Origin of the sequence: Burkholderia sp. 9120 (genome assembly GCF_000745015.1) — a bacterium.
Classification (GTDB): Bacteria; Pseudomonadota; Gammaproteobacteria; order Burkholderiales; family Burkholderiaceae; genus Paraburkholderia.
This window is the reverse complement of the sequence record NZ_JQNA01000002.1, coordinates 4419156-4442407: the sequence shown is the minus strand read 5'-3', so window position 1 is coordinate 4442407 and position 23252 is coordinate 4419156. Positions and strand designations below refer to the sequence as shown.

17 protein-coding genes are annotated in these 23252 nt (G+C 63.4%); 9 read left to right on the top strand and 8 right to left on the bottom strand.

Annotated features, from left to right (window positions below; all coding sequences use genetic code 11):
• Positions 1–2 precede the first annotated feature (2 nt).
• Both FA94_RS27935 and FA94_RS27930 read right to left on the bottom strand, forming a co-directional pair.
• Positions 3–2333 (bottom strand): hybrid sensor histidine kinase/response regulator, encoded by a 2331-nt coding sequence (locus FA94_RS27935; RefSeq protein WP_035557370.1) that lies wholly within the window; start codon positions 2331–2333, stop codon positions 3–5.
• Positions 2334–2626: 293 nt separating this feature from the next.
• A complete protein-coding gene (locus FA94_RS27930; protein WP_035557367.1) occupies positions 2627–3529 on the bottom strand; it encodes a YihY/virulence factor BrkB family protein in 903 nt (300 codons plus the stop codon).
• Positions 3530–3869: 340 nt separating this feature from the next.
• On the opposite strand from FA94_RS27930, the gene FA94_RS27925 reads away from it, so the two are divergent.
• The 4 genes from FA94_RS27925 (at position 3870) to FA94_RS27910 (ending at position 8634) form a co-directional block, all read left to right on the top strand.
• On the top strand, positions 3870–5042 hold the full coding sequence (locus FA94_RS27925; protein WP_231585149.1) for a ligase-associated DNA damage response exonuclease: 1173 nt from the start codon (positions 3870–3872) through the stop codon (positions 5040–5042).
• On the top strand, positions 5039–6721 hold the full coding sequence (locus FA94_RS27920; protein WP_035557364.1) for an ATP-dependent DNA ligase: 1683 nt from the start codon (positions 5039–5041) through the stop codon (positions 6719–6721). The genes FA94_RS27925 and FA94_RS27920 overlap by 4 nt, the downstream gene beginning before the upstream one ends.
• A gap of 210 nt (positions 6722–6931) precedes the next feature.
• Positions 6932–7372, top strand: coding sequence for a response regulator (locus FA94_RS27915; protein ID WP_035557362.1), 441 nt, complete (start codon positions 6932–6934; stop codon positions 7370–7372).
• A gap of 227 nt (positions 7373–7599) precedes the next feature.
• Entirely contained in the window at positions 7600–8634 is a 1035-nt protein-coding gene (locus FA94_RS27910; RefSeq protein ID WP_035557360.1) for a PDDEXK nuclease domain-containing protein, read from the top strand.
• A gap of 27 nt (positions 8635–8661) precedes the next feature.
• Here FA94_RS27910 and FA94_RS27905 read toward each other — a convergent pair whose 3' ends face one another.
• Positions 8662–9066 carry a PRC-barrel domain-containing protein gene (locus FA94_RS27905; protein WP_197070251.1) on the bottom strand — a complete coding sequence of 135 codons (405 nt, stop codon included), beginning with the start codon at positions 9064–9066 and terminating at the stop codon, positions 8662–8664.
• Positions 9067–9243: 177 nt separating this feature from the next.
• Between FA94_RS27905 and glgX the strand changes: the two genes are divergently transcribed.
• The 3 genes from glgX (at position 9244) to FA94_RS27890 (ending at position 13989) form a co-directional block, all read left to right on the top strand.
• Positions 9244–11460: a glycogen debranching protein GlgX gene (gene glgX / locus FA94_RS27900; protein WP_035557356.1), complete on the top strand. Its 2217-nt coding sequence runs from the start codon at positions 9244–9246 to the stop codon at positions 11458–11460.
• A 168-nt stretch (positions 11461–11628) separates the two neighbouring features.
• A complete protein-coding gene (locus FA94_RS27895; protein ID WP_035557353.1) occupies positions 11629–11868 on the top strand; it encodes a DUF2934 domain-containing protein in 240 nt (79 codons plus the stop codon).
• Between the two features lie 6 nt (positions 11869–11874).
• On the top strand, positions 11875–13989 hold the full coding sequence (locus tag FA94_RS27890) for an AI-2E family transporter (protein WP_035557350.1): 2115 nt from the start codon (positions 11875–11877) through the stop codon (positions 13987–13989).
• 57 nt (positions 13990–14046) lie between these two features.
• Here FA94_RS27890 and FA94_RS27885 read toward each other — a convergent pair whose 3' ends face one another.
• From FA94_RS27885 to FA94_RS27865, 5 genes are all read right to left on the bottom strand, one after another.
• The gene (locus FA94_RS27885) at positions 14047–15660 is read right to left on the bottom strand and encodes an efflux transporter outer membrane subunit (RefSeq protein ID WP_035557347.1); all 1614 of its coding nucleotides are present in this window, start codon (positions 15658–15660) and stop codon (positions 14047–14049) included.
• A 1-nt stretch (position 15661) separates the two neighbouring features.
• Positions 15662–17248, bottom strand: coding sequence for a DHA2 family efflux MFS transporter permease subunit (locus FA94_RS27880; RefSeq protein WP_035557345.1), 1587 nt, complete (start codon positions 17246–17248; stop codon positions 15662–15664).
• An 82-nt stretch (positions 17249–17330) separates the two neighbouring features.
• Entirely contained in the window at positions 17331–18521 is a 1191-nt protein-coding gene (locus FA94_RS27875; RefSeq protein ID WP_035557341.1) for an HlyD family secretion protein, read from the bottom strand.
• A 99-nt stretch (positions 18522–18620) separates the two neighbouring features.
• Positions 18621–18803, bottom strand: coding sequence for a hypothetical protein (locus FA94_RS27870; protein ID WP_035557339.1), 183 nt, complete (start codon positions 18801–18803; stop codon positions 18621–18623).
• On the bottom strand, positions 18800–20374 hold the full coding sequence (locus FA94_RS27865) for an FAD-dependent oxidoreductase (protein WP_035563238.1): 1575 nt from the start codon (positions 20372–20374) through the stop codon (positions 18800–18802). The genes FA94_RS27870 and FA94_RS27865 overlap by 4 nt, the downstream gene beginning before the upstream one ends.
• 282 nt (positions 20375–20656) lie before the next feature.
• Between FA94_RS27865 and FA94_RS27860 the strand changes: the two genes are divergently transcribed.
• Complete coding sequence (locus FA94_RS27860; protein ID WP_035557338.1) at positions 20657–22825, top strand: hybrid sensor histidine kinase/response regulator family protein; 2169 nt, start codon at positions 20657–20659, stop codon at positions 22823–22825.
• A gap of 129 nt (positions 22826–22954) precedes the next feature.
• Positions 22955–23227, top strand: coding sequence for a hypothetical protein (locus FA94_RS27855; protein ID WP_035557335.1), 273 nt, complete (start codon positions 22955–22957; stop codon positions 23225–23227).
• Positions 23228–23252 lie beyond the last annotated feature (25 nt).

The window sequence follows — 23252 nt, the reverse complement described above, 5'->3', positions numbered from 1 at the left end:
CCTCAAACCCGCTGCCGCCCCAACACCTGCTGCAACTCGCGCGGATCGACCGGTTTCGTGAAGTGATGATCGAAGCCCGCTTCCACGGCGGTCTGCTTATCCTGCTGCTGACCCCAGCCCGTTACCGCGATCAGCAGAATGCTCGCGTCGCCATATTCATGACGAACCCGTCGCGCGACCTCGTAGCCGTTGAGCCGTGGCAATCCGATATCGAGAATCACGGCGTGCGGCGCGAATTCGCCGATCAACGCGAGCCCCGCGAGACCGTCGCCGGCCGTGCGCACTTCGTGGCCTTCGAGTTCGAGCACCATCGCGAGACTGTCGGCGGCATCCGCGTTGTCGTCGACGATCACGACCCGCAGGCCGGCCGCGTGCGCGGGTTCGGGCGTCGCATGGTCCGCCGGTGCGGACGCCGCGCGCGATAGCGGCAGGCGGATCATGAACTCGCTGCCGGTGCCGGCGCCGTCGCTGAAGGCCGCGACCGTGCCGCCGTGCAGTTCCGCGAGCCCGCGCACCAGCGCGAGACCGATGCCGAGGCCGCCTTGCGAGCGGTCGAGTGCGGGCGCCAACTGCGAGAACATTTCGAACACGCTGTTCAGATGCTCGCGCGGAATACCAATGCCGGAGTCGCGTACCACGATCACCGCCTCGTCGCCTTCGCGCTCTGCCGCGAGTGAAATGCGGCCGCCCGGCGGCGTGTACTTGGCGGCGTTGTTCAGCAGATTGAGGATCATTTGCGACAGGCGCGTCGGGTCCGCGTCGAGATAAAGCGGCTCGCGCGGCAGCGTCACGCTCAGATGATGCGATGACGCCTGCACCGTGGGCCGCGCCGCTTCCATGGCCGACTGCATCGAGCGGGCGAGTTCGAGGCGCTGCTTGCGCAACTCCAGTTTGCCCTGGGTGATGCGCGAAACTTCGAGCAGATCGTCCACCAGATGCGTCATATGCTGCAACTGACGGTCGAACACGTCGCGCGACCAGTTCAGTTGCGGATCGGCAAACTCCTTGAGCCGCAAAATCTCGAGCACGTTACGCATCGGCGCGAGCGGATTGCGCAACTCGTGCGCGAGCGTGGCCAGAAATTCGTCCTTGCGACGATCGGCCTTCGAGAGTTCGAGATTCAAGCGCTGCAATTGCTGCTCGGCGCGCCGTCGCTCGGTAATGTCGCGGCTCACGCAAACCGCGCCGTAGATGTCGCCGCGCGCGTTCGCCAGCGGTTTGACGACGGTGTCGCACACGCCGCGCGAACTGTCGCGCCGCACGAACGGCAATTCACCGCGCCAGGTGCCGTCGGCGGCGAGCGCGGCGAGCGCTTCGCGGCGAACCCGCAACGCGTCTTGTTGCGGGTGGAACATCGTAATGGGTTTGCCGAGAATTTCGCGTCGCCGATAACCCAGCATGCGTTCGCCGCCGACGTTGAAGTCGGTGATATTGCCGCGCAGATCGGTGATCACGATCGCGTCGCTCAGGTGCTCGAAAATCGCCGCCTGGCGCAGCAGCACGGTCTGCGCTTCCTTGCGCTCGGTGATGTCGGTGCCGAGGCCGTAGACGGTCAGCGGCTCGCCCTGGCGGTCATAGGTTGAGCGGCCGCGGCCTTCCATCCAGCACCAGTCGCCGCTCGCATGCAGAAAGCGGAATTCCACCACGTAATCGTCGCCGCTCGCGAGCGCACGTTCCACTGCCTCGTTGAGCGCGATCAGGTCGCGCGGATGGATCAGTTCGAAGAAGCCGCCGGGCATCTTCGCGAAGCGTCCTTCGGCGTAGCCCGCGAGCGCTTCCAGTTCGCGGCTCCACCAGAACTTGCCGGACTTGGGCTCGTGCGACCACGCGCCCATGCGCGCGCCGCGCATCGCCAGACTCAGCACGTCGCGGCTTTCCTGCAACTCCTGTTGCGCGCGCTGATGCGCGGCCACCGAAGCCTCCGCGTTACGTCGTGCAAGCAACAATTCCTGCTCGTACTTATGACGGTCCTCGACGATCAGCACCGCGATCTCGATGAAGTCGGCTTCGCCGTGACGGCGGCATGCTGCGTTGAGCAGCATCGGCACCATGTGGCCATCGCGGTGCACCATGTTCAGTTTGATCTCGCTCACCGAGCCCTGCGTTTGCAGCAGCGGCGCCCAGTGCGTCTGATAGAACACCTTGCCGCCGGCGCTCAGCAGATCCTGCAGGTGCTTCAGGTCGATGAGTTCGGCGGCGTCATAACCGAGCCAATCGCAGAAGCTCGCGTTGACGCGCAGGAGGCGGCCGCGGTGATCGGTCAGCAGCAAGCCGCAGGCGGCGTGCTCGAATAGTGCGTCGGCGGAAGGCTGCGGGCGGTCCGTGCTTGACATTGCGTTATGGGACCCGTGGCCCGATCGAGGCGTGGATGGCCGGCGTCGTGATTCGTTTGCCGCTGGCGGTAGTTGGTAAGTCGTTGCGCTGCGCGATGCTCATCGTCGTGTCCTGAGGCCTGCTGGGCATGAAGCGGCGATTGCGCCAGGCCCGCTGGCATCGAGGGATGTTACCGCAGTCTCGTGGCAAATCGCGACTGGACTAACCCGCTCGGGAAGTGTGCGCGCCAGACAGCCGGCGCCGGTCATGCGATACGCATTGACGACGCCAGGTAGTTCGTCATGAAACGCCTTCAGCCGGTTTTAATTTTGGGCAACGGGGCGCCGGCCGGTTCGAGTCCGAAGCGTTCGTATTGGGAGATCACCTGGGCGCCGAATAGCAGCAGCGTCGCGAGCCATTCCAGACTGAACAGGATCACGATGGCCATGGTCAAGGAGCCGTACACCACGCTGACCTGCGAGAGCGTGGCGAAATACCAGACCAGCACATGGCGGGTGATTTCCCACAGCACGGCCGCGACCACGCCGCCGAACAGCGCGTGTTTGAGCGACGGCTTGCCGACCGGCATGACCAGATAGATCGACGTCAGCACGAAGATTTCACCGGCCAGGCCGAGCAGATACAACACCACTCGCGAGAGCCCTTGCAGCGACACATGCAGGCCGAACAGATCGACACCTTCGGCGCCGATCGCTTCCAACCCGCTCGACACGAACGTGACGATCAGCAGGCCGACGCCGAGAAACAGAATGTAGCAATACGGCAGCAATGCCGACAGCAAAAAGTGCCGCCGCCTGGCCACCACGCGATGCACGAAGATCAACGACATCGCGTTTTCCAGCACGGTGAACGCGAGCGAACTGAAGAAGATCATCGTCACCAGCAGCACCCAGCCGATCACCGCGCGGTGCGCCAGAAAATTCGCGAGCTCGCGCACCAGCGCACTCGATTGCCCCGGCACGAGCCATTGCAGCAGATGCCCGAGCGCGGTCAGCAGCACATGCTGCGGGACCATCCGCGACAGCACGATCACGATCAGGATCAGCAACGGCACGATGGACAGCAACGCGTAATACGCCACCGCACCCGCGAGCAGCAGGCCCTGATTCGCGCGGAACGCCTTCAGCGTTTGCAGCACGAAGCTACCGGGATGTTTCGCGACATATAACGCGTGTTCGTCGATGAGCGTTTGCATGGGGCCTCGCGGCGCACGTGGCGGACGGTGACGGGAAGGCCGCCCTTGCCCACGTGCTGAACTCTATTGCGTGAACAGAAGCAAGAACGCAGCCATACTGTGGCTGGGTGGTTCGACTGAGCGTGGATAGCGGGCTGGCGGCGGTTCGCTTGCGCGATACGCCGTTGCGGCGCGTGCCGCGCGCGTGTCAGGAATACAGTTTGCTTGCCGCTGCGCAGCAAGGCTTACCGGTCGGCAACGGGCAGGATTTTCGCAACCGGCCGAGGGGGCCACCGCAACGGAGCCGCCATTGAATACCGCGTCTGACAATCAGCATGAGAAGCAGGACGAGAAGCAGCCTGTGAAGCAGGACCGCACGCACGACGACAGTCAAGACCTCGTCGTCGCGCGCCCCGAAGGTTTGTATTGCGCGGCGGGCGACTTCTACATCGACCCGTGGCGGCCGGTCGAGCGCGCGGTGATCACCCACGCGCATTCCGACCACGCACGCTTCGGCCATCGGCATTATCTTGCGGCGCAACCTGGGGCGAACGTGCTGCTGTCGCGCTTGCCCGGCATTACGCTGCAAACGCTCGCTTACGGCGAGCGTCTCGCGATCGGCGGCACGGTCGTGTCGTTGCATCCCGCCGGACATGTGCTGGGTTCCGCGCAAGTGCGGATCGAACACGCCGGCCGCGTATGGGTCGCCTCGGGCGACTACAAGCTCGACCCCGACCCCACCTGCGACGCGTTCGAACCCGTGCGCTGCGATACCTTCATCACCGAATCGACTTTCGGCTTGCCGATTTACCGATGGGACGCGCCGCAAAGCGTGTTCGACGGTATCGATTCATGGTGGCGCCACAATGCCTCCGAAGGACGTGCGTCGGTGCTGTTCTGCTATTCGTTCGGCAAGGCGCAGCGCGTGCTGGCCAGCGTCGACGCGGGCATCGGCCCGATCTTCTGTCATGGCGCCGTCGAACCGCTCAATCGCGCGTATCGCGACGCCGGTGTGCCGTTGCCGCCGGTCAGGCTGGTCAGCGAAATCGAGCGTAAGGACAAGGCGATGTTCCGCCAGGCGTTGATCGTGGCGCCGCCGTCCGCGCAAGGCAGCGCGTGGCTCAAGCGCTTCGGCGACTATAGCGACGCGTTTGCGTCGGGCTGGATGCGCCTGCGTGGCGCGCGGCGCAGACGCGGCGTCGATCGCGGTTTCGTGCTGTCGGATCACGCCGACTGGCCCAGCTTGCAAAGCGCGATTCAGGCAACGGAGGCCGGTCGCGTGATCGTCACGCATGGTTCGGTTGAGCCGATGGTGCGCTGGTTGCGCGAGCAAGGACTTGAAGCCGGCGCGTTTGAAACGCAATACGGCGACGACACGGTCGAAGCGGATGCGGCGGTCGCGGATGAAACGGCGTCCGCGCAGGACAGCGATGCGGAGCGTCATGCATCGGCCGAGCAGGCTGACGAGCGCATCCAACGCATCGACCAGCCCGAAGCGCGCGGCGATTCAATCACTGGCGCAAACACCCCATGAACCGCTTCGCCGCCCTCTACACCGCGCTCGACGCCAGCACCTCCACGCACGACAAACTCGAAGCGCTGACCGCCTATTTCTCCGTGGCCGCGCCGGAAGACGCCGCGTGGGCATCGTACTTCCTGGCCGGCGGCAAGCCACGTCAATCGGTGCCCACCCGTCAGTTGAGCGAGATCGCGCGCGAACGGGCCGGCCTGCCGCCGTGGCTATTCGAAGAGTCGTATCACGCGGTCGGCGATCTGGCCGAGACCATCGCGCATATCTTGCCGCCCGCGCAACGCAGTTCCGAACTCGGGCTCACGCAATGGATCGAGCAACGCGTGCTGCCGCTGCGCGGCATCGCGCCCGACGAACTGCGCACGCGTTTGCTCAGCTATTGGGACGAACTCGACTGGAGCGGCCGTTTTCTGCTGACCAAACTGATCGGCGGCGGCTTTCGGGTCGGCGTGGCGCGGCAACTGGTGGTGAGGGCGTTAGCGGAAGTCGCGGGCGTCGACCCTAAGCGGATCGCGCAACGCATGGTCGGTTGGACCGACTCGCAGCAGAAGCCCGACGCCGCGCGCTATCTGCGTCTGATCGCGCCACAAGCCACGGACGAAGACGGCGACGCGCAGCACGGCGAGTTCAGGCACGACAGCGATCTCGGCCTGCCGTATCCGTTCTTTCTCGCCCATCCGTTGCAGGCCGATCCGGCGACGCTCGGCGGGCCGTCGCTCTGGCAGATCGAATGGAAGTGGGACGGCATACGCGCACAGTTGGTCAAACGCGATGGGCGCGTCTGGCTGTGGTCGCGCGGCGAAGAGTTGATCACGGACCGCTTTCCCGAAGTCGCGGCGCTCGGCGACGCGTTGCCGGACGGCTACGTGATCGACGGCGAAATCCTCGCATGGCAGCCGGGCGCGAGTGCGCCTTTGCCGTTCGCGCGGCTGCAACCGCGTATTGCGCGGAAAACGCTAACGAAAAAGATTCTCGCCGATTCGCCCGCCACCTTGCTCGCCTACGACCTGCTCGAAGCGCAAGGCAAGGATCTGCGCACCACGCCGCTTGCGCAACGGCGCGCACAACTCGACGCGTTGGCCGTGTCGATAGACGGCACGCTGGCGCGCGATCTGCTGCGCGTCTCGCCGTCGATCGACGCGCCGGACTGGCAGACGCTCGCCACACTGCGCGAGGAAAGCCGCGCGCGTGGCGTGGAAGGTCTGATGCTGAAAGAGCGCGACTCGATGTATGGCGTAGGCCGCACCAAAGCATCGGGCACCTGGTGGAAGTGGAAGATTGATCCCTACGCGGTAGACGCCGTGCTGCTCTACGCGCAACGCGGTCACGGCCGCCGCGCGAGTCTCTACACGGACTTCACGTTCGCGGTCTGGGACGAAGCGAACGGCGTGCGTACGCTCGTGCCGTTCGCGAAGGCCTATTCGGGTCTCACCGACGACGAGATGCGCCAGGTCGACGCGATCGTGCGCAAGACCACGATCGAAAAATTCGGCCCCGTGCGCAGCGTTACGCCCACCCTGGTGTTTGAAATCGGCTTCGAAGGCATTCAGGCGAGCCCGCGCCATAAATCGGGTGTGGCGGTCCGTTTTCCACGCATGCTGCGCTGGCGTACCGACAAAACCATCGACGACGCCGACACGCTCGTTATGCTCAAAGGATTTATCGACGATCGAACGGGATAACCCTCAGAGCGGAAACCCTGGAAAACCCGCTGTCTTTTATTGACGCGCCCCCAGTTGACTGCATGCTATCGACGTGACCCGCGTCTGCGAGTTCATCCGATGAGAGACGCAGTTTGCCGGATCGCGGGAGCGAATCTTGCGAATACGCCGCGGGTTGCGCGCACAGGGCGCCGGAAGAATAAGGAGAACAGGGTGAGGCTCGATGACCGAATGGACGACAACGACGACGTCGTAGTGTGGCGGCCGATTCAGTACGCCATGGCTTCGCATCGTCGCGTGCTGGTGGTGGACGACTACCGTGAAGCGGCGGAGGCCTTGCAGATGCTGCTGAACGCGGACGGCTTCGAATGCCGCGCGCTGGAAGATCCGCACGCCGTGTGCGACATGGCGTGCGAATGGCAGCCGTTTGCCGTCGTGCTGGACATCAAGATGCCGGGGCTGGATGGGCTGGAGCTGGCGCGGCGTCTGCGCGCGCATCCGGACACTTCGCATATGTTGCTGGTGGCGTGTACGGCTTTCGCGTCGCGCGATGATCGGGCGCGTGCGAAGGCGGTCGGTTTCGATGCGCATTGCGCGAAGCCGCTGACGCCGGAACGGCTGTTGCGGGTGCTGGAATCGGCGGCGGCACTGCATGCGGCCGGGCCGCCGTAAGGGCGACTTGTGGTTGAAAGCCCTGTTTCTCACCAGCGAACTGCTACGCCCCCCGCGATGGAGCGTGTCCAAGCGTTGCACCTGCTGCTTGGTTTGCCGGTAGGGTCACGATCCGGTAACGTGTCGGTCTTCATTCATGAACAACGCGGTGGCAATGCTCCGATCAAGTCACCGTGGCATGAGGAAGCTAATAACGCCATTTTTCTGACACGCGAGACTGATCCAGCATGAGCGCCCTTACGCATGCCCCTCTACTTTCCGAAGTCCGACAGCTGATCGATTCGGCGCGGGAGCGCGCCGCAGCCGCCGTCAATGCAGAGCTAACCCTGCTGTACTGGCAGGTGGGACGGTGCATTCGCGCGGAGGTGCTTAATGGTGCGCGCGCTGAGTACGGACAGCAGGTGATTGCATCGCTTGCGCGAACCCTCACCGCGGAATATGGGCGCGGCTGGAGTGCGCAGCAGTTGCGTCATTGCCTGCGGGCCGCCGAGATTTTTCCCGATGACAACATTCTCTCCGCGGTGCGGAGAGAATTGAGTTGGACGCACATCAAGGCGCTCCTGTACATCGAGGATCCGCTGAAACGCGAGTTTTACCTCGAATTGTGCCGGCTCGAACGTTGGTCGTCACGACAGTTGCAGGAGCGTATCAGTTCGATGCTATTCGAGCGCACGGCGATTTCGCGGCGGCCCGATGAGGCCGTAAGACACGACCTCGCGCAATTGCGGCAGGAGCAGCGCGTGTCGCCGGACGTGTTGCTGAAAGACCCGTATATTCTTGATTTTCTTGGACTGAACGATCATTACCTGGAACGGGATCTCGAGGACGCCATCCTGCGGGAAATGGAGCAATTTCTGCTTGAACTGGGCGCGGGATTTACATTTGTAGCGCGCCAGAAGCGACTGCAGATCGACAACGATGACTTCTACATCGATTTGCTCTTTTATAACCGCAAGCTCAAGCGTTTGGTAGCGGTCGAACTGAAGCTCGGCGCTTTCAAGGCCGAATACAAGAGCCAGATGGAACTGTATCTTCGCTGGCTGGCAAAACACGAACAGGAGGCGGACGAGCAGCCGCCGCTCGGCATCATTCTCTGCGCGGGAAAAAAGCAGGAACAAATCGAATTGCTCGAACTCGACAAGAGCGGCATTCACGTTGCGGAGTATCTGACCGTTTTGCCCCCACGGGAAACCCTGCAGGCCAAGCTCCATCAGTCGATCGCGGCAGCCCGATTGCGCCTGAACATCAAGCACGAAGAATAATGCCCGACCGCAATTCTCGCGGATCGATCAATCTGGCGCGTACTTAAACTCCGGCAACGCCTCAAGCGATTTCTTGGTGGCATCCGGCAGCACAACCCGCCGGTTATTGATCTGCAAATCGTTGAACGGCACGGCCACCAGATGCTTGCCCATGCCAAGAAAACCGCCAACGGAAAGGATTGCGTAGGTGCCGCGATCGCCGCTCGGCGACACGATCAGGTCGTCTAGCGTGCCGATGGTGTCTTTATTCCTGTTGTAGACGTCAGCGCCGTTCAGCTTCGACGCCCTATACCCACTCGCGAGTTGGACCACGTCCGTGCGTTTTTCCGTAATCGCCTGGGGCGCCCCTTGTGCGTAGGCATTGCCGTAGCCTGTCAGCGCGCCGAGCAGCAGCGCGGAGGCGACAAGCGGTTTGAGATGAAGTCGGCGCATGATGTGTTTTCTCCCTGATGTAGTGGGCGCTCATTGCGGCGCGTGATGGATCCGATTCCACCTTGCCGGCTGCAAGAGTTGTGCCTCAGTTGTGCCTCGCACCCTCTCAGGTCTGGAAGTTGCTACATCAGCGAGCCCAACTCGCGCGCAAGCGCCCATGCTTTCACAGGAAACGCTATGTCATCCCAGGCCAACTTCTCGATGCGCATTGCCGAAGGCACGCCGTTCCCACTCGGCGCGACATGGAATGGCAGCGGTGTGAACTTTGCGCTGTTCTCGGCGCACGCCACCAAGGTCGAACTGTGTCTGTTCGACGACACCGGCACGGACGAAATCGAACGCATCGAACTGCCCGAATATACCGACGAGGTGTGGCATGTCTTCGTGCCCGGACTCAAGCCCGGCGCGATCTACGGTTACCGCGTGCATGGCCCTTACGAACCGGAACAAGGTCACCGTTTCAATCCGAACAAACTGCTGCTCGACCCGTATGCCAAGGCGCATATCGGCGAACTCAAATGGGCGCCGGAAATCTTCGGCTATACGCTCGGCTCGGAAGAGGGCGATCTATCGTTCGATGAACGCGACAGCGCGCCGTTCGTGCCGAAGTGCAAGGTGGTCGACGCCAATTTCTCGTGGAGCCACCCTGAGCGCAACGCGTTGCCGTGGGAGCGCGTGATCTTCTACGAAACCCACGTGCGAGGTTTTACCAAACGTCATCCGGACGTGCCTGAGGCTTTGCGCGGCACCTTTGCCGGCCTTGGCCAGCAGCCCGTGCTCGACTACATTCGCAACCTCGGCGCGACGTCGATCGAATTGATGCCGATCCAGACCTTCGTCAACGACAGCTATCTGCTCGACAAAGGTCTCACCAACTACTGGGGTTACAACACGATCGGCTTTTTCGCGGCCGATCCGCGTTTCTTCGCATCGTCGACGGATTCGGTGGCCGAGTTCAAGGAAATGGTCGACCGCATTCACAACAACAATCTCGAAGTCATTCTCGACGTGGTCTACAACCACACCGCCGAAGGCAACGAACGCGGCCCGACGATCTCGTTCAAGGGCATCGACAACGCGTCGTACTACCGTTTGATGCCCGACGAGCCGCGCTATTACATCAACGACACCGGCACCGGCAATACGCTGAACCTGTCGCATCCGCGGGTGCTGCAAATGGTGACCGACAGCTTGCGCTACTGGGTGACGGAAATGAAGGTGGATGGTTTCCGCTTCGACCTGGCGACGATTCTCGGCCGTGAAACCCACGGTTTCGACGAAGGCGGCGGCTTTCTCGATAGCTGCCGGCAAGACCCGGTGCTATCGAGCGTGCGCCTGATCGCCGAGCCATGGGACTGCGGCCCCGGCGGTTATCAGGTGGGCGGCTTTCCGCCGGGCTGGGCGGAATGGAACGACCGCTTTCGCGACACCGTGCGCGAATACTGGAAGGGCGACGAAGGCAAGGTCGCCGATCTCGCCACCCGGCTGACCGGTTCGGGCGACAAGTTCAATCATCGCGGACGGCGTCCGTGGGCGAGCGTGAATTTCGTCGCCGCGCACGACGGCTTCACGCTGAACGATCTGGTCTCGTACAACGACAAGCACAACGAGGCCAACGGCGAGGACAACAAAGACGGCCACTCGGACAACAAGTCGTGGAACATGGGCGAGGAAGGCCCGACCGACGACGCCGAGATCCGTCAGCAGCGTGAGCGCCAGAAACGCAATCTGCTGGCCACGCTGCTGCTGTCGCAAGGCACGCCGATGATTCTCGCGGGCGACGAATTCGGTCGCACGCAACAAGGCAATAACAACGCCTATTGCCAGGACAACGAGATCAGTTGGGTCGATTGGGAGGCGATCGACGACGACGGCCGCGCGCTCACCGAGTTCGTCAAGAATCTGACCACCTTGCGGCATCGTTTGCCGGTACTGCGGCGTGGGCGTTTTCTGAGCGGCGAATTCAACGAGGCGCTGGAAGTCACCGACGCGCGCTGGCTGTCGCCCGACGGCACGGATCTGTCGCAGGAACAGTGGGACGATCCGTCGATGCGCTGCTTCGGCCTCGTGATCGACGGCCGCGCGCAGGCGAGCGGGATTCGCCGGCCGGCTTCGGATGCGACGTTGATGCTGGTGCTGAACGCACATCACGACGTCGTCAATTTCACGCTGCCCGATATTCCCGAGGGCGATCAGTGGACCTGTCTGCTGGACACCAATATGCCGGTGCGCGCCGAGTTGCCGCAGTTCAGCGCGGGCGACGCGTACCAGGTGACGGCGCGCTCGCTACTGCTGTTCGCGCTCGAAGCGCCGAGCCGCGCGACGCAACGCGTGTTCGACCGCCTCGAAGAACAGCTCACCACGGACGAAAGCGAAACGCCCGACGCGGCGTGACATCGCATCAATGGACCGACGAAGCGCACGACCCCGAAGCATTTGAATAGCCGGGTATAGCGCTTGCTCGATTGCCTGCAACTGCGCGCGTGGCCGCCGATGTTTTTGTGCGGCCGGCGCGCAGCACAACCGATACCGGTTTTCGTCAGGTCTAACCGAGGTGATCAAATGGAACAGGACACAACCTCTCAAGAGGAACAGATTCGCGAGCGCGCCTATTACCTGTGGGAGCAAGCCACCGGCACGAAGGGCCCGCCTGACGAGTATTGGGAACAGGCACGCGCCGAGGTCGAACAGAATACGCCGCTGGGCAAGAGTAAGCCGGTAGCGGGACATGGCGATGAAGGCGTGGAGGAACCGCCCACCCGACAATCCGCCAAAGAAGCGGCAAAGGAGCCCGCCAAGTAGTCGGCAATGAAAGACCTACCCGACCCACGCGGCGCGCGGCCCGCCACCCGGATTCAGGCGCCGCCCGCCGCCTTCGGCATCGACAGTCTGATCGCGCTGGCGGTCGGCATGGCGGTGGTTGCCTGTTTGTACTTCGCGAGCGCGGTGCTGATACCGATCACGCTCGCGATTCTGCTCAGCTTTCTGGTCGCGCCGCTGGTGGATGCGCTAGCGCGTCTGCGGCTGGGCCATGTCGCGTCCGTCTTCGCCGCCGTGCTGGTGTCGGTCTCCGTGATCGGCCTGCTCGGCACGCTGATCGCCACCCAGTTGAGCGATCTGGCGGCCGGCATGCCGCGCTATCAGGCGACCATTCAACACAAGATGGAAACCGTGCATAGCTTGACGATCGGCAAGCTCGACCGTTTTGCGGGCGCGGCTGGCCAGGCGCTGCAACGCGTGACCAGCGAACCGCCGCCAGCGGAGCCGTTGCGCGGCAGCGCGTCGCCCGGTACGGCGCACGCGCCGGCCGCCGTGCCTGTGGAAGTGCGCGAGCCGATACCGACGCCGTTCGAACTGGCGCGCCGGGTGTTGTCGCCCGCGATCAGTCCGCTCGAAACCGCGTTCATCGTGTTCGTCGTGATGATCGTGATCCTGTTGCAACGTGACGATTTGCGCGACCGCGCGATCCGGTTGTTCGGCTCGCGTGATTTGCATCGCACGACAACGGTGATGGATGAAGCCGCTGGGCGTCTGAGTCGCTATTTCGTTTCGCAGTTGGGACTGAACGCGGGCGTCGGCGTGGTGATCGGCACGGGGCTGTTTCTGATCGGCGTGCCGAGTCCGATTCTGTGGGGCATTCTCGCGGCGTTGCTGCGGCTCGTGCCGTATGTCGGCATCTGGATTTCGGCGACGCTGGCCACCGCGCTCGCTGCCGCCGTGAGTCCCGGCTGGGCGATGGCGATCGGCTCGCTGGCGCTGTTCGCGACCGTCGAACTGCTGGTCGGGCAGGTGGTCGAGCCGCTGCTATACGGACGCAGCACCGGACTCTCGCCGTTTTCCGTGGTGGTCGCGGCGATTTTCTGGAGCTGGATCTGGGGGCCGATCGGGCTGATTCTGTCGACGCCGCTCACGTTGTGTCTGCTGGTGCTGGGTCGTCATGTGCGGCGTCTGGAGTTTCTCGACGTATTGCTCGGCGATCAGCCCGCGCTGACTCCCGTCGAGAATTTCTACCAGCGTGCGCTCGCGGGCGATCCGGACGAAGCGATCGAACAGGCCGAGATTCTGTTGCGGGACCGCTCGTTGTCGACGTACTACGACGAGGTGGCGATCAAGGGCTTGCAGCTCGCGGCCAACGACGTGGAACGCGGCAGCGTGACAGCGGCGCAACTCGCGCGGATAGAATCGACGACCAACGATCTGGTGGATGGCCTCGACGGTTACGAAGACGAAGAGCCTGCGCCGCCGGTGGTGGAGGAGGCATGGAGCGCGATAAGTCCCGTCGTGCCGCCGAACGATCCGGAAGCTGCCGACGCAGCGTCCGTCGAAGCTGAGGCAGACCGGAGCGCCGGCGTGCAAGGCAACACGGCGCGGCGAGTCGAGCCACTGAAGATGCAAGGCGTTTCCACCGGCAATGTCGCAACGGACAAGCCGCTCGCCACTACCTTCGAAGTGCCGGCAAAGTCTCCCTCTGGACGCGAAGGCAGCACCTCTCAGCCAGCGCGAAACCGCGTGCTATGCCTACCCGGACGCGGGCCGCTCGATCCGCTCGCGGCCACGATTCTGTTGCAGCTACTTGGCAAGCACGGTTTCGTCTCGCGGACCTTGCCGCACGACGCCGCGTCGCGGGCCGCGATAGAGCGGCTCGACGCGGACGACGTCGATACCGTTTGCCTTCTCTACCTGCAGATCGACGGCATTCCGTCGCATTTGCGCTATCTGGTCAGGCGGCTTCGCGCGAGGTTGCCACAGGTGCATATCGTCGTCGGCTTGTGGGGCGCTCAGGATACGGGCAAGTGGAGTGCCGATCTGCAAAGCGCCCTCGGCGCGGAGTGTTACGCAAGTTCATTGCGGGAAATGCTGGCCGCGTGCCGGCGTATTGAAAGCGCGCACGAAGAGGAGGCGCTGGCGGTGGTCAACGCGTGACCTGCACCGCCTCAAACGGGCGAGCGCTAGCGGTACACGCTAAACGACCCCCATCGTTTAGCGGCTAACGTTCGATGCCTCCCCACCTTGCCACCCACCTCCCAGCGCCTTATACAACGCCACCAGATCGGTGCTCACCTGCACGGTGCCCTGCGCATATTGTTGCCGGGCCTGCGCTAGTTGCCGCTCCGCATCGAGCACGTTGATAAAACTCGTGATCCCTTTCCGATAGCTGTCCCGCGCCAGTTCGTAAGAAGTTTGCTGCGCAGCCACGCTGTCGCCCAACGCGTCGCGTCGCGCCTGATCGGTGCGATACACCACTAGCGCGTTATCGACATCGCGCAGCGCCGTCAGCACGGTCTTGCGGTAATCGAGCGCCGCCTCCGCCTGCTGCGCTTTCGACATCCGCAGATTCGACACCAGCACACCGCCCTGAAAAATCGGCAGCGACACGCTTGGCCCGAACGAATAGAACAGATGCGACCAGCGCGACAGATCGCTTGCATTCGTCGCGCGCGTGCCGACCTGGCCGGTCAGTGACACGTCCGGGTAAAACTGCGCGACCGCCACGCCGACGTTCGCCGTCGCGGCATGCAGGTTGGCCTCGGCGCGGCGAATATCCGGCCGGCGGCGCGCCAGCGTCGACGGTAAACCGACCGGCACAGTGGGCGGCACCGGCGGCACCGCGGCGGGCGTGCCGAGTTCCGTTTCCAGGGCGCCGGGCGCTTCGCCCACCAGATAAGCGAGGCCGTTCAACGCCTGGGCGATCTGCTGGTCGAATTGCGGCAACTGCGCCTGGGTTTGCGCGAGCTGCGCGACGGCGCTTTTGACATCGATCTGGCTGGCGAGACCGACCTTCGCCTGACTCTGCGTCAGCGTGACGATCTCGCGCTGCTGATCGACGAGGCTCACCGTGATGTCGTGCAAGGCCTGTGCGCCGCGCAATTGCAGGTAGGTTTGCGCGACTTCGGCTTCGAGCGACAGCAGCGCGTCGTTGCGGCTTTCCTCGGCCGCTTCGGTTTGCGCCTTCGCGGCCTCGACCGAGCGACGCACACGGCCGAACAGGTCCAACTCCCACGACGCGTCGAAGCCCGCCTGCCAGAGATTGACCGGCGCGGTGAGCTGGTTCAGCAGGTTGTTCGCGCCGCTTTGCAGCGTCGCGCCCGCACCCGGCGCGATTGCGTTGACCGGCGAGTTCGCCGCGCCGAGCTGGTTGACCTTGTCGTAGACGCCGTCCGATTCGAGAAAGCCCTTCACGCCGAGCTGTTCGCGCTGGTAGCTGCCGGTCGCGCGCACGTTCGGCAGTCCCTGAGCCGCGGCGCTTTGCACCTGCGTGCGCGCTTCGACGATGCGCAACACGGCCTCCTGCAAATCCAGATTGCCGCGCACGGCGCGTTCGATCAGCGTGTCGAGCTGCGGATCGTTGAAATTGCGCCACCAGCGAGGGTCCGGATCGGTGTCGAGCGTCGGCACGGACGCCACGCTCGCAGCGGAAGCCGGCGTGGCCGTGGCCGAAGCCGTGGAAGCAGCAGCAGCGGCGCGCTGCGGATCGCGCCACTGCGCGGGCACGTCGGCGTTGGGCGCATGAAAATCCGGCCCGACGCTGCAAGCGGCGAGCAACATGGCCAGAGAAAGCACCGATAGCTTTGGAGCAAAACGCGAGCGTGTCATATCAATGTCCTCCCGCACCGCCGGCCGCTTTGGCCGGAGAAAAGAAGAACGTCATCGGAATGCAGAGCGCGCAGAACACCGCGAGAATCGCGAACACGTCGACGTAAGCGAGAATGGTCGATTGCGAAATGAACTCGGTGTACAGGCGGCCGGTGGCGGTTTGCATGGCCTGCGCGAATGGCACGCCGGTCATGTCGGCGATGGTTTTCGCGCTGCGCTGCACGGCGTCGTTGTAGTTTTGCGAGAGCGTGGACATGTGTTCGGAAAGATGCGCCATGCGAGCCTGAGTACGCTCGCGGATCAGTGCGGTCGACAGCGAAATGCCGATCGACCCCGCCACGTTGCGAAACATCGTGAAGAGCGCCGACGCGTCGTCGTTCAACTTTGGCGGCACGGTCAGGTAGGCAAGGGTGGTGATCGGCACGAATAGAAAGCCGATCGCGAGCGATTGCGCGCTGCGCATCTTCACCAGCGTCGCGTAATCGATATTGGGCACCAGCAGATGCGAATAGGCGAGCGCGCACGCCAGCAACGCGAAGCCCGTCGCGACCAGGAAACGCGTCTGGATATACGGCATCAGCTTGCTGATGATCGGTATCTCCAGCGTGATCAGCACCGCGCCGGGTGACAGCACGAGGCCCGCGAGCATCGCCGTGTAGCCGAGTTGCTGCTGCGCGAGTTGCGGCACCAGCACCGCACTGCCGTACAGCACGGTGGCGAAGGCGCCGATCGTCATGCAGCCGAGCGCGAAATTGCGATCTTTCAGGCAGCGCAGATCGACCACGGGTTTCTTCGTGTACAGCAGCCAGAGCGTCGCACCGACAATCCCCGCGACTGCCAGCACCGCAAAGATGCGAATGAAGTTCGATGAGAACCAGTCGTCGTCCTCGCCGCGATCGAGCATGACCTGCAGACAGCCAAGCCCGATCGCGATCAGCGAGATGCCGATGTAGTCGATCGATACTTTCGTGTCGGCATTCTTTTTCCACGGCGGGTCCTCGACCAGTTGCATGACCGCGAGCGTGGTCAGCACGCCGACCGGCACGTTGAGCAGAAACACCCAGCGCCACGAGAAGTTGTCGGTGATCCAGCCGCCGAGCGTCGGCCCGAGCACGGGGGCGACGACGATCGCTATCGCCGAAATCGAAAACGCGCGGCCGCGTTGTTCGGGCGGGAAGGTGTCGAGAATGATCGACTGCTGGTTCGGCTGCAGACCGCCGCCGAAAAAGCCCTGCAAAATGCGGAAGATAATCAGTTGCCAAAGATCGGTAGCAATTCCGCACAGGAACGAACAGACCGTGAACGCGATGATGCAGACGAGGAAGTAGCGCTTGCGACCCATCACGCGGCCGAGAAAACCCGAGATCGGCAGCACGATGCCGTTGGCCACGAGGTAAGAGGTGAGGGTCCACGTGGCTTCGTCGTAACTGGCGGACATGGTGCCGGCAATGTGCGGCAACGCGACGTTCACAATGGTCGTGTCGAGCACTTCCATGAATGCCGCGAGCGTCACGACAATCGCGATCAGCCACGGATTGGCGGCCGGCTTCCAGTTGGCGTGGTCCTGGCTGGCGTCGGCTGAACTCATGGGCACACCGCGTCAGACGGATTGGCGCGGCCGGCAACTACCACGCGAACGAGAGCCGTTTTCGAGGTCGACACGAGCGCCGTCATTTCAGATACACCTTCGGCGTGACCGACAAACCGAGTCCGAGCGGCTGATCGCGCGGCAAGCCGTCGTCGATGACGATTTTCACCGGCACGCGCTGCACGATCTTCACGAAGTTGCCGGTGGCGTTCTCCGCCGGAAACGCCGAGAAACGCGAGCCGCTGCCGAGCTGAACGCTGTCCACGTGGCCGTGCAGATCGAGTTTCGGATACGCGTCGACTTCGACCTTCACCTTGTCGCCGGGCCGCATGCGTTCGAGTTGCGACTCCTTGAAGTTCGCCGTCACCCACACCTGCGGCGTGACGATCGAAAATAGCGACACGCCCGCCTGCAAAAAGCTGCCGAGCTGCACGTTGCGCCGCGTGATCCAGCCGTCGGACGGCGAGCGCACCTCGCAGTACGAGAGATTCAGTTGCGCCTGTTCGAGTTGTGCTTCGGCTTGCTGCACCTGCTGACGGCGTTCCTCGACGGTCGCTTCCGTCTGGCGGATCTGTTGCGGCACGAGGCTCGCGGTCTGCTGCTGCGCGCGCGCCTGCTCGACGCTGGCGTGCGCGGATTGCTGCTGCGCATCGGCGGTGTCGATATTCTGCTGCGACGTGGCCCGCTGATCCACCGCATGCTGGCGGATGTACGCGGCCTGAGCCTGCTTGAGGTTCGCTTCCGCCGACGAGGTCTGTGCCCTGGCCTGACGGTACTGCGCCGGATATTGAACGCGCGCGATATCGAGCTGAACCTGGGCGGCATTCAGTTGCGCTTTCGCGAGGCCGACCTGGGCCTGAGCCTGATCGACTTGCGCCTGATAGTCGCGCTTGTCGATCACGATCAGCAGATCGCCCTTGTGGACGTAGACGTTATCGTTGACGGCGAGCTGCACCACGTAGCCCGAGACTTTCGGCGCCATGGTGATTGCGTTGCCGTCGGTGTAGGCGTCGTCGGTGGTCAGTTCGTTGCGGGTCGCGAACCACCAGATGAACGCAACGATCGCCAGCAGGATCACCACGATGGCAAGAATGATCAGCGGTTTTTTGCTGGGCTTCTTGCGCTTTTTGTCGTCGCCGTCGTCGCCTTTGCCATCACCTTTGCCACTGTCGTCGTCTTTATTGCTGTCCGACTTCTCGTCTTTACTGTCCTGCGGTTTTTTATGTTCGTCCTGCTCTTGTGTGTCTTCAGCGGCGTCGGTTTCGTCTGACATGGCGATTCGTTCCCGTCGTTCGAGAGGGGCAGCAGATGCATAGCAGAGAAAACCGCCCCGTCGGCGGTGCGTCGGGGCGGTATCGGTACGGAAAGCGTGCTAGCGGTGACCCGGCTTATCGGCCGGCGTGTGCGGCTTCGACGCGTGTTCCTTGTCGGGCACGATCTTCGTGGTGCCGCCCGTGGAGGGCGGATCGCTGGCGGGAAAACTGTCTTCGACCTGTTTGTCGATCTGTTTCTCGCTCTTGTTCGAGTGCGGATGTTTTTCCTTGTGTTCCGTCATTGCGGTTTCTCCTTCAGGGAATCGACTTCTTCGATAATCGCCAACGCGTCAGCGCGCGACAGACCGTCGCGCATCGCATCGATCAGACGCGCGGTGTGCGCTTCATGCTCGCAGGCGAGTACGGCGGCAACCTGGCCGTCTTTTACATACAGCGCGACGAATTGCTGGTTCTCCAACTCGCCATGGACAACGAACTCGTCCCACTCGCTCGCATGGCCGAGGTATTCAAAGTTTTTACCGAAGTGATAGGTCCAGAAAAACGGCACGCCGCTATAACGATGCCGCGCACCGCACATGTTTTGCGCCGCGATCCGCGCGTGCTGTTGCGCGAGCCGCCAATGTTCGATACGCAACGGCTCGCGGTTCTCGACCAGCGGAAACGCCGCGATATCGCCGGCCGCATACAGTCCGGGCGCGGCCTGCATGCCGGCATTCACGATCACGCCGCCGTCTTTCTGCAACGGGAGTCCTTCGACAAAACCGGTAGCCGGCGCAACGCCCGTGCCTAGCAACACGAGATCGGCAGCCACATGTTCGCCGCCTTCGAGCATCACGTCATGCACGTTGCCTTCTTCGCCTTCGAGCGAGGCGACCTTCGCGCCGAGTCGGAACACCACGCCATGACGCTCGTGCAATTCGCGGATCATCGCGCCGGCACGTTCGCCGAACTGCTTCGCGAACGGCACGCTGTCCGGCGCGATCACGGTGACCTGCGCATTGCGCGTGCGTAACGCCGAGGCCGTTTCCAGACCGATAAAGCTGCCGCCGATAATCGCGACCCGCACTTGCGACGGGTCGTCGCCGAACGCGTCGACCAGCGCGGCGGCGTCGTCGAGCGTGCGCAGTACATGCACGCCGCCGAGTTCGCAGCCGGGGATATCGGGTAGTTTCGGCGTGCTGCCGGTGGCGAGCAGCGCGGTGTCGTAAGTGAGTTCGCCGCCGCTTTCAAAATGAATCGTGCGCTTCGGCACGTCGAGACGTGCGACTGTCGCGACGAGCCGTTCCACGTCGTGTTGCGCGTACCAGTCGGGCGACAGCAGCGGCGGTACGTCGGCCGGCGCCATTTCACCGGACGGCACGAATTTGCTGAGTGCAGTGCGATCGTAAGGTGCGTGCGGCTCGGCGCCGATCATCGTGAGGCGGCCCGCAAAACCGCCTTCGCGTAATGCGGCGCAAGCGGCGGCACCCGCCGCGCCCGCGCCGATGATCACGTAATGCGGATCGCGCGACGATGCGTTGTGCATCGGGCGCGGAAGTTTTTCGGGGGTGACTATCACGTCGTCGCCGGTCACGATCACGGGGTAACGGTCGAGCGCGATCAGCGCGCAAGGTTCGAGCACGTCGCCGGTGGCGACATCGAACATGGCTTTGTGCCACGGGCAAATGATTTTTCCATTGCACAGCGCGCCTTCTTCCAGTGGCGCGCCGGCATGCGGGCAATCGGCGGCGTAGGCGCGAACGGTATCGCCGTCGCGCACCAGCAGAATTTTTTCGTCGTCCACCTCCACGCGTTCAGCACGATCCGCTCGCAGTTGCGAGAGCTGGGCGACGCGTCGGGCAGTGGTGGACATGGCCGGTTCCTCGCGGGCGGTGAACTTCGATTCGATGTTTAAAGCAATGTCGCGCATTGCAGCGCAGCACACAGGCATGGCGGAATTCGCCGAACGCCTCTGCGTCAGCAATCCACGTGCCCACGACCGCCCGACTTGTCCGAAGACATTTTTCGTCGTCGCGCGCGCTAGGGAGAACGACGGAAGTGAGGTAAATTCAGGAAAGCAGGAAATAGCGCACGAACAACGCGCCGCGCATGGGTATTCGAAAGAAATGCGCGCCTTGCCTTGTAAAGACCTTTCATGGAGATCGTGGCCGTGCAGCGTGCGGAGCGAGTTGCAGTCGATTTCCCGATGCCGTCGCGAAACTTCGCGGCCACGCGGCGCATGCTGCTGATCGTGCTCGCCGTATCGATTGTGTTTCCGCTGGTCTGTCTGGCGGGTTACGGCTACTTCGATTACCAGCGCCGCATTGCCGATTCGAACGACATGATCGACCGGCTCGCTCGCGTGACCGAGGAACAGGCCGTCAAGGTGATGGACCTCAACCAGCAGATGGCGTCGCGCATCGTCGATTTGCTGGGCAATGAAGACGACGCGCAGGTTCGCGCGCATGACGCGCAGTTGCACGGCCGGTTGCGCGAAATCGGCGGTGACTTTCCGCAGGTGTCGTCCATCTATCTGCTCGGCGCGAAAGGCGATCTGCTGGTGTCGAGTCTCGCGTATCCGGCGCCGACCCTGTCGAACGCGCAGCGCGACGACTTTATCGCCGCCAAGGCCATGCGTCCGCAACCGTATTTCTCGTTGCCGATCTTCGGGCCTGTGTCGCGCACCAATGTGTTCACCACCTCGACCGGCCGCTCCGGTGTTGATGGCCAGTTCCTCGGTGAAGTGTCCGTCGCGCTGCGCAACGACTACTTTTTACGCTTCTACCGTGAACTGACTAATGGCGATTCGTCGCTGGCCTTGGGGCTGTATCGCCAGGACGGCAATCTGCTGGTGCGTTACCCCGAATGGCCGCCGGGTTCGAAGCCCACCTCGCAGAGCGCCTTTACCGAAGCCCTGCGCGACAAACAACTGTTCGGTCATGTGCGCCTGCATTCCACCGTCGACGGCGTGGAGCGACTGCTGGCGTTTCGCCGCGTCGGCGACTATCCGCTGTATGTGATGAGCGCGTACGCGACCGAGTCGATCGGCGTCGCGTGGCGTCAGCATTTCATCATGATCGCCGCGTTCACGGCAGTGCCGTGCATCGCGATCTGGCTGCTGGTGTTTTACTCGCTGCGCCAACTCGAAGGCGAGCGCCGCGCGTGGGAGCGCTGGCAGGGTGAAGTCGCGATGCGGCTGTCCGCCGAAGCATCGAGCCGCCAGTTGCAGCGTATGGGCGCGCTCGGCAATCTGGTCGCCAACGTCGCGCATGACTTCAACAATCTGCTGATGGTAGTCGCGGCCAATACCGAACTGGCGCGCCTCAAGCGCTACAACAACCTCGAAAAAGAAGTGCTCGCGGTCGAGCGCGCCACCGCCACCGCCGAATCGCTGACGCGGCGTCTGCTGAGCGTGGCGCGCAAGCAGCCGCTCAAGCAGGAGGCGGTCGATCTGGCGAACTGGCTACCCGCCGCCGCGCCGCTGATCGACGCGGCGCTCGGCGATAACGTGGAACTCGCGCTGAACATGGTCGACAACGTCTGGCAGGTGCTGGCCGATTCGACCGACCTCGAATTCGCGATCATGAACCTCGCGGTCAACGCGCGCGATGCGATGCCGCGCGGCGGCCACTTCGTGATTCGTTGCCAGAACAACCGGCTGGTGGGTAGCGATACCTTGCTGCCCGACGGCGAATACGTGCTGATCGCCTGTTCCGACGACGGCGAGGGCATGCCCGAAGCCGTCGCGCGGCGCGCCTTCGAGCCGCTGTTCACCACCAAGCTGCGCGGCTCGGGCACGGGTCTCGGTCTCGCGCAGGTGCTGTCGATGTGCGAGCAGGCCGGCGGCACCGCGAAGATCGAAAGCGTGCCGGGCAGCGGCACGACGGTCAGGCTGTACTTGCCGCGTCACCGCGAACGGCAGGCCGCGGCCGCCGCGAACCTCGAAACGGTTCGCCCGCCGATACCCGCTTCGGCGGGCGTGGTGCTACTGGTGGAGGACAACGAAGACGTCGCGGCGGGCGTGGCTGCCGTGCTGGAGACCTTCGGCTGCGAAGTGCGGCACGAACCGACCGCCGACCAGGCGCTCGACGTGCTGACGGGCGGCGCGCGCTTCGAGCTCGTGCTGTCCGATATCCAGATGCCCGGCAAGCTCAACGGCATCGATCTCGCGGAAAAAGTCCGCAGCGCGTGGCCGTCGCAGAAGATCGCGCTGATGACCGGCTACGCCGACGAGCTCGACCGCGCACGGCGTCTCGGCGTTGCGATTCTCGCGAAGCCGTTCAATATCGACGAACTGCACGCGCTGGTGGTCTGCGAACCCTAAGGCGTGGCGCGGCGTGTTCGAAGCGTTTCATGACTCGCGGCACACCCCTTGCTGTGAAGTAGACGAGGTTCGCGTATCCGGCTGGCGCAGCCGGCGCGACCCGCTACTTTCAGGAACGGGAGAAGGATCATGAAGATCAAACACGCATTGCTCATCTCAACGTTGCTCGCGGCCTCGTCGCTGGCCATGGCGCAAGGCAGCGGGGGCGGCGGCGCGGCGGGCAACGACCCGAACGCGGGCACCAACGCCGGTTCGACCCGCGAGGGCGGTGACATGCAGGCGTCCGGCGCGAGCGCACATAAGTCGATGAAAAAGCATCACACGAAGAAGGCCAAAAAGCCGATGACCGATTCGACCAATACCCCCGGCGCCGACGCCAGCAGCGACACAAAGGGGCAATAAGGACGCCGCGAGTACCAGGCGAACC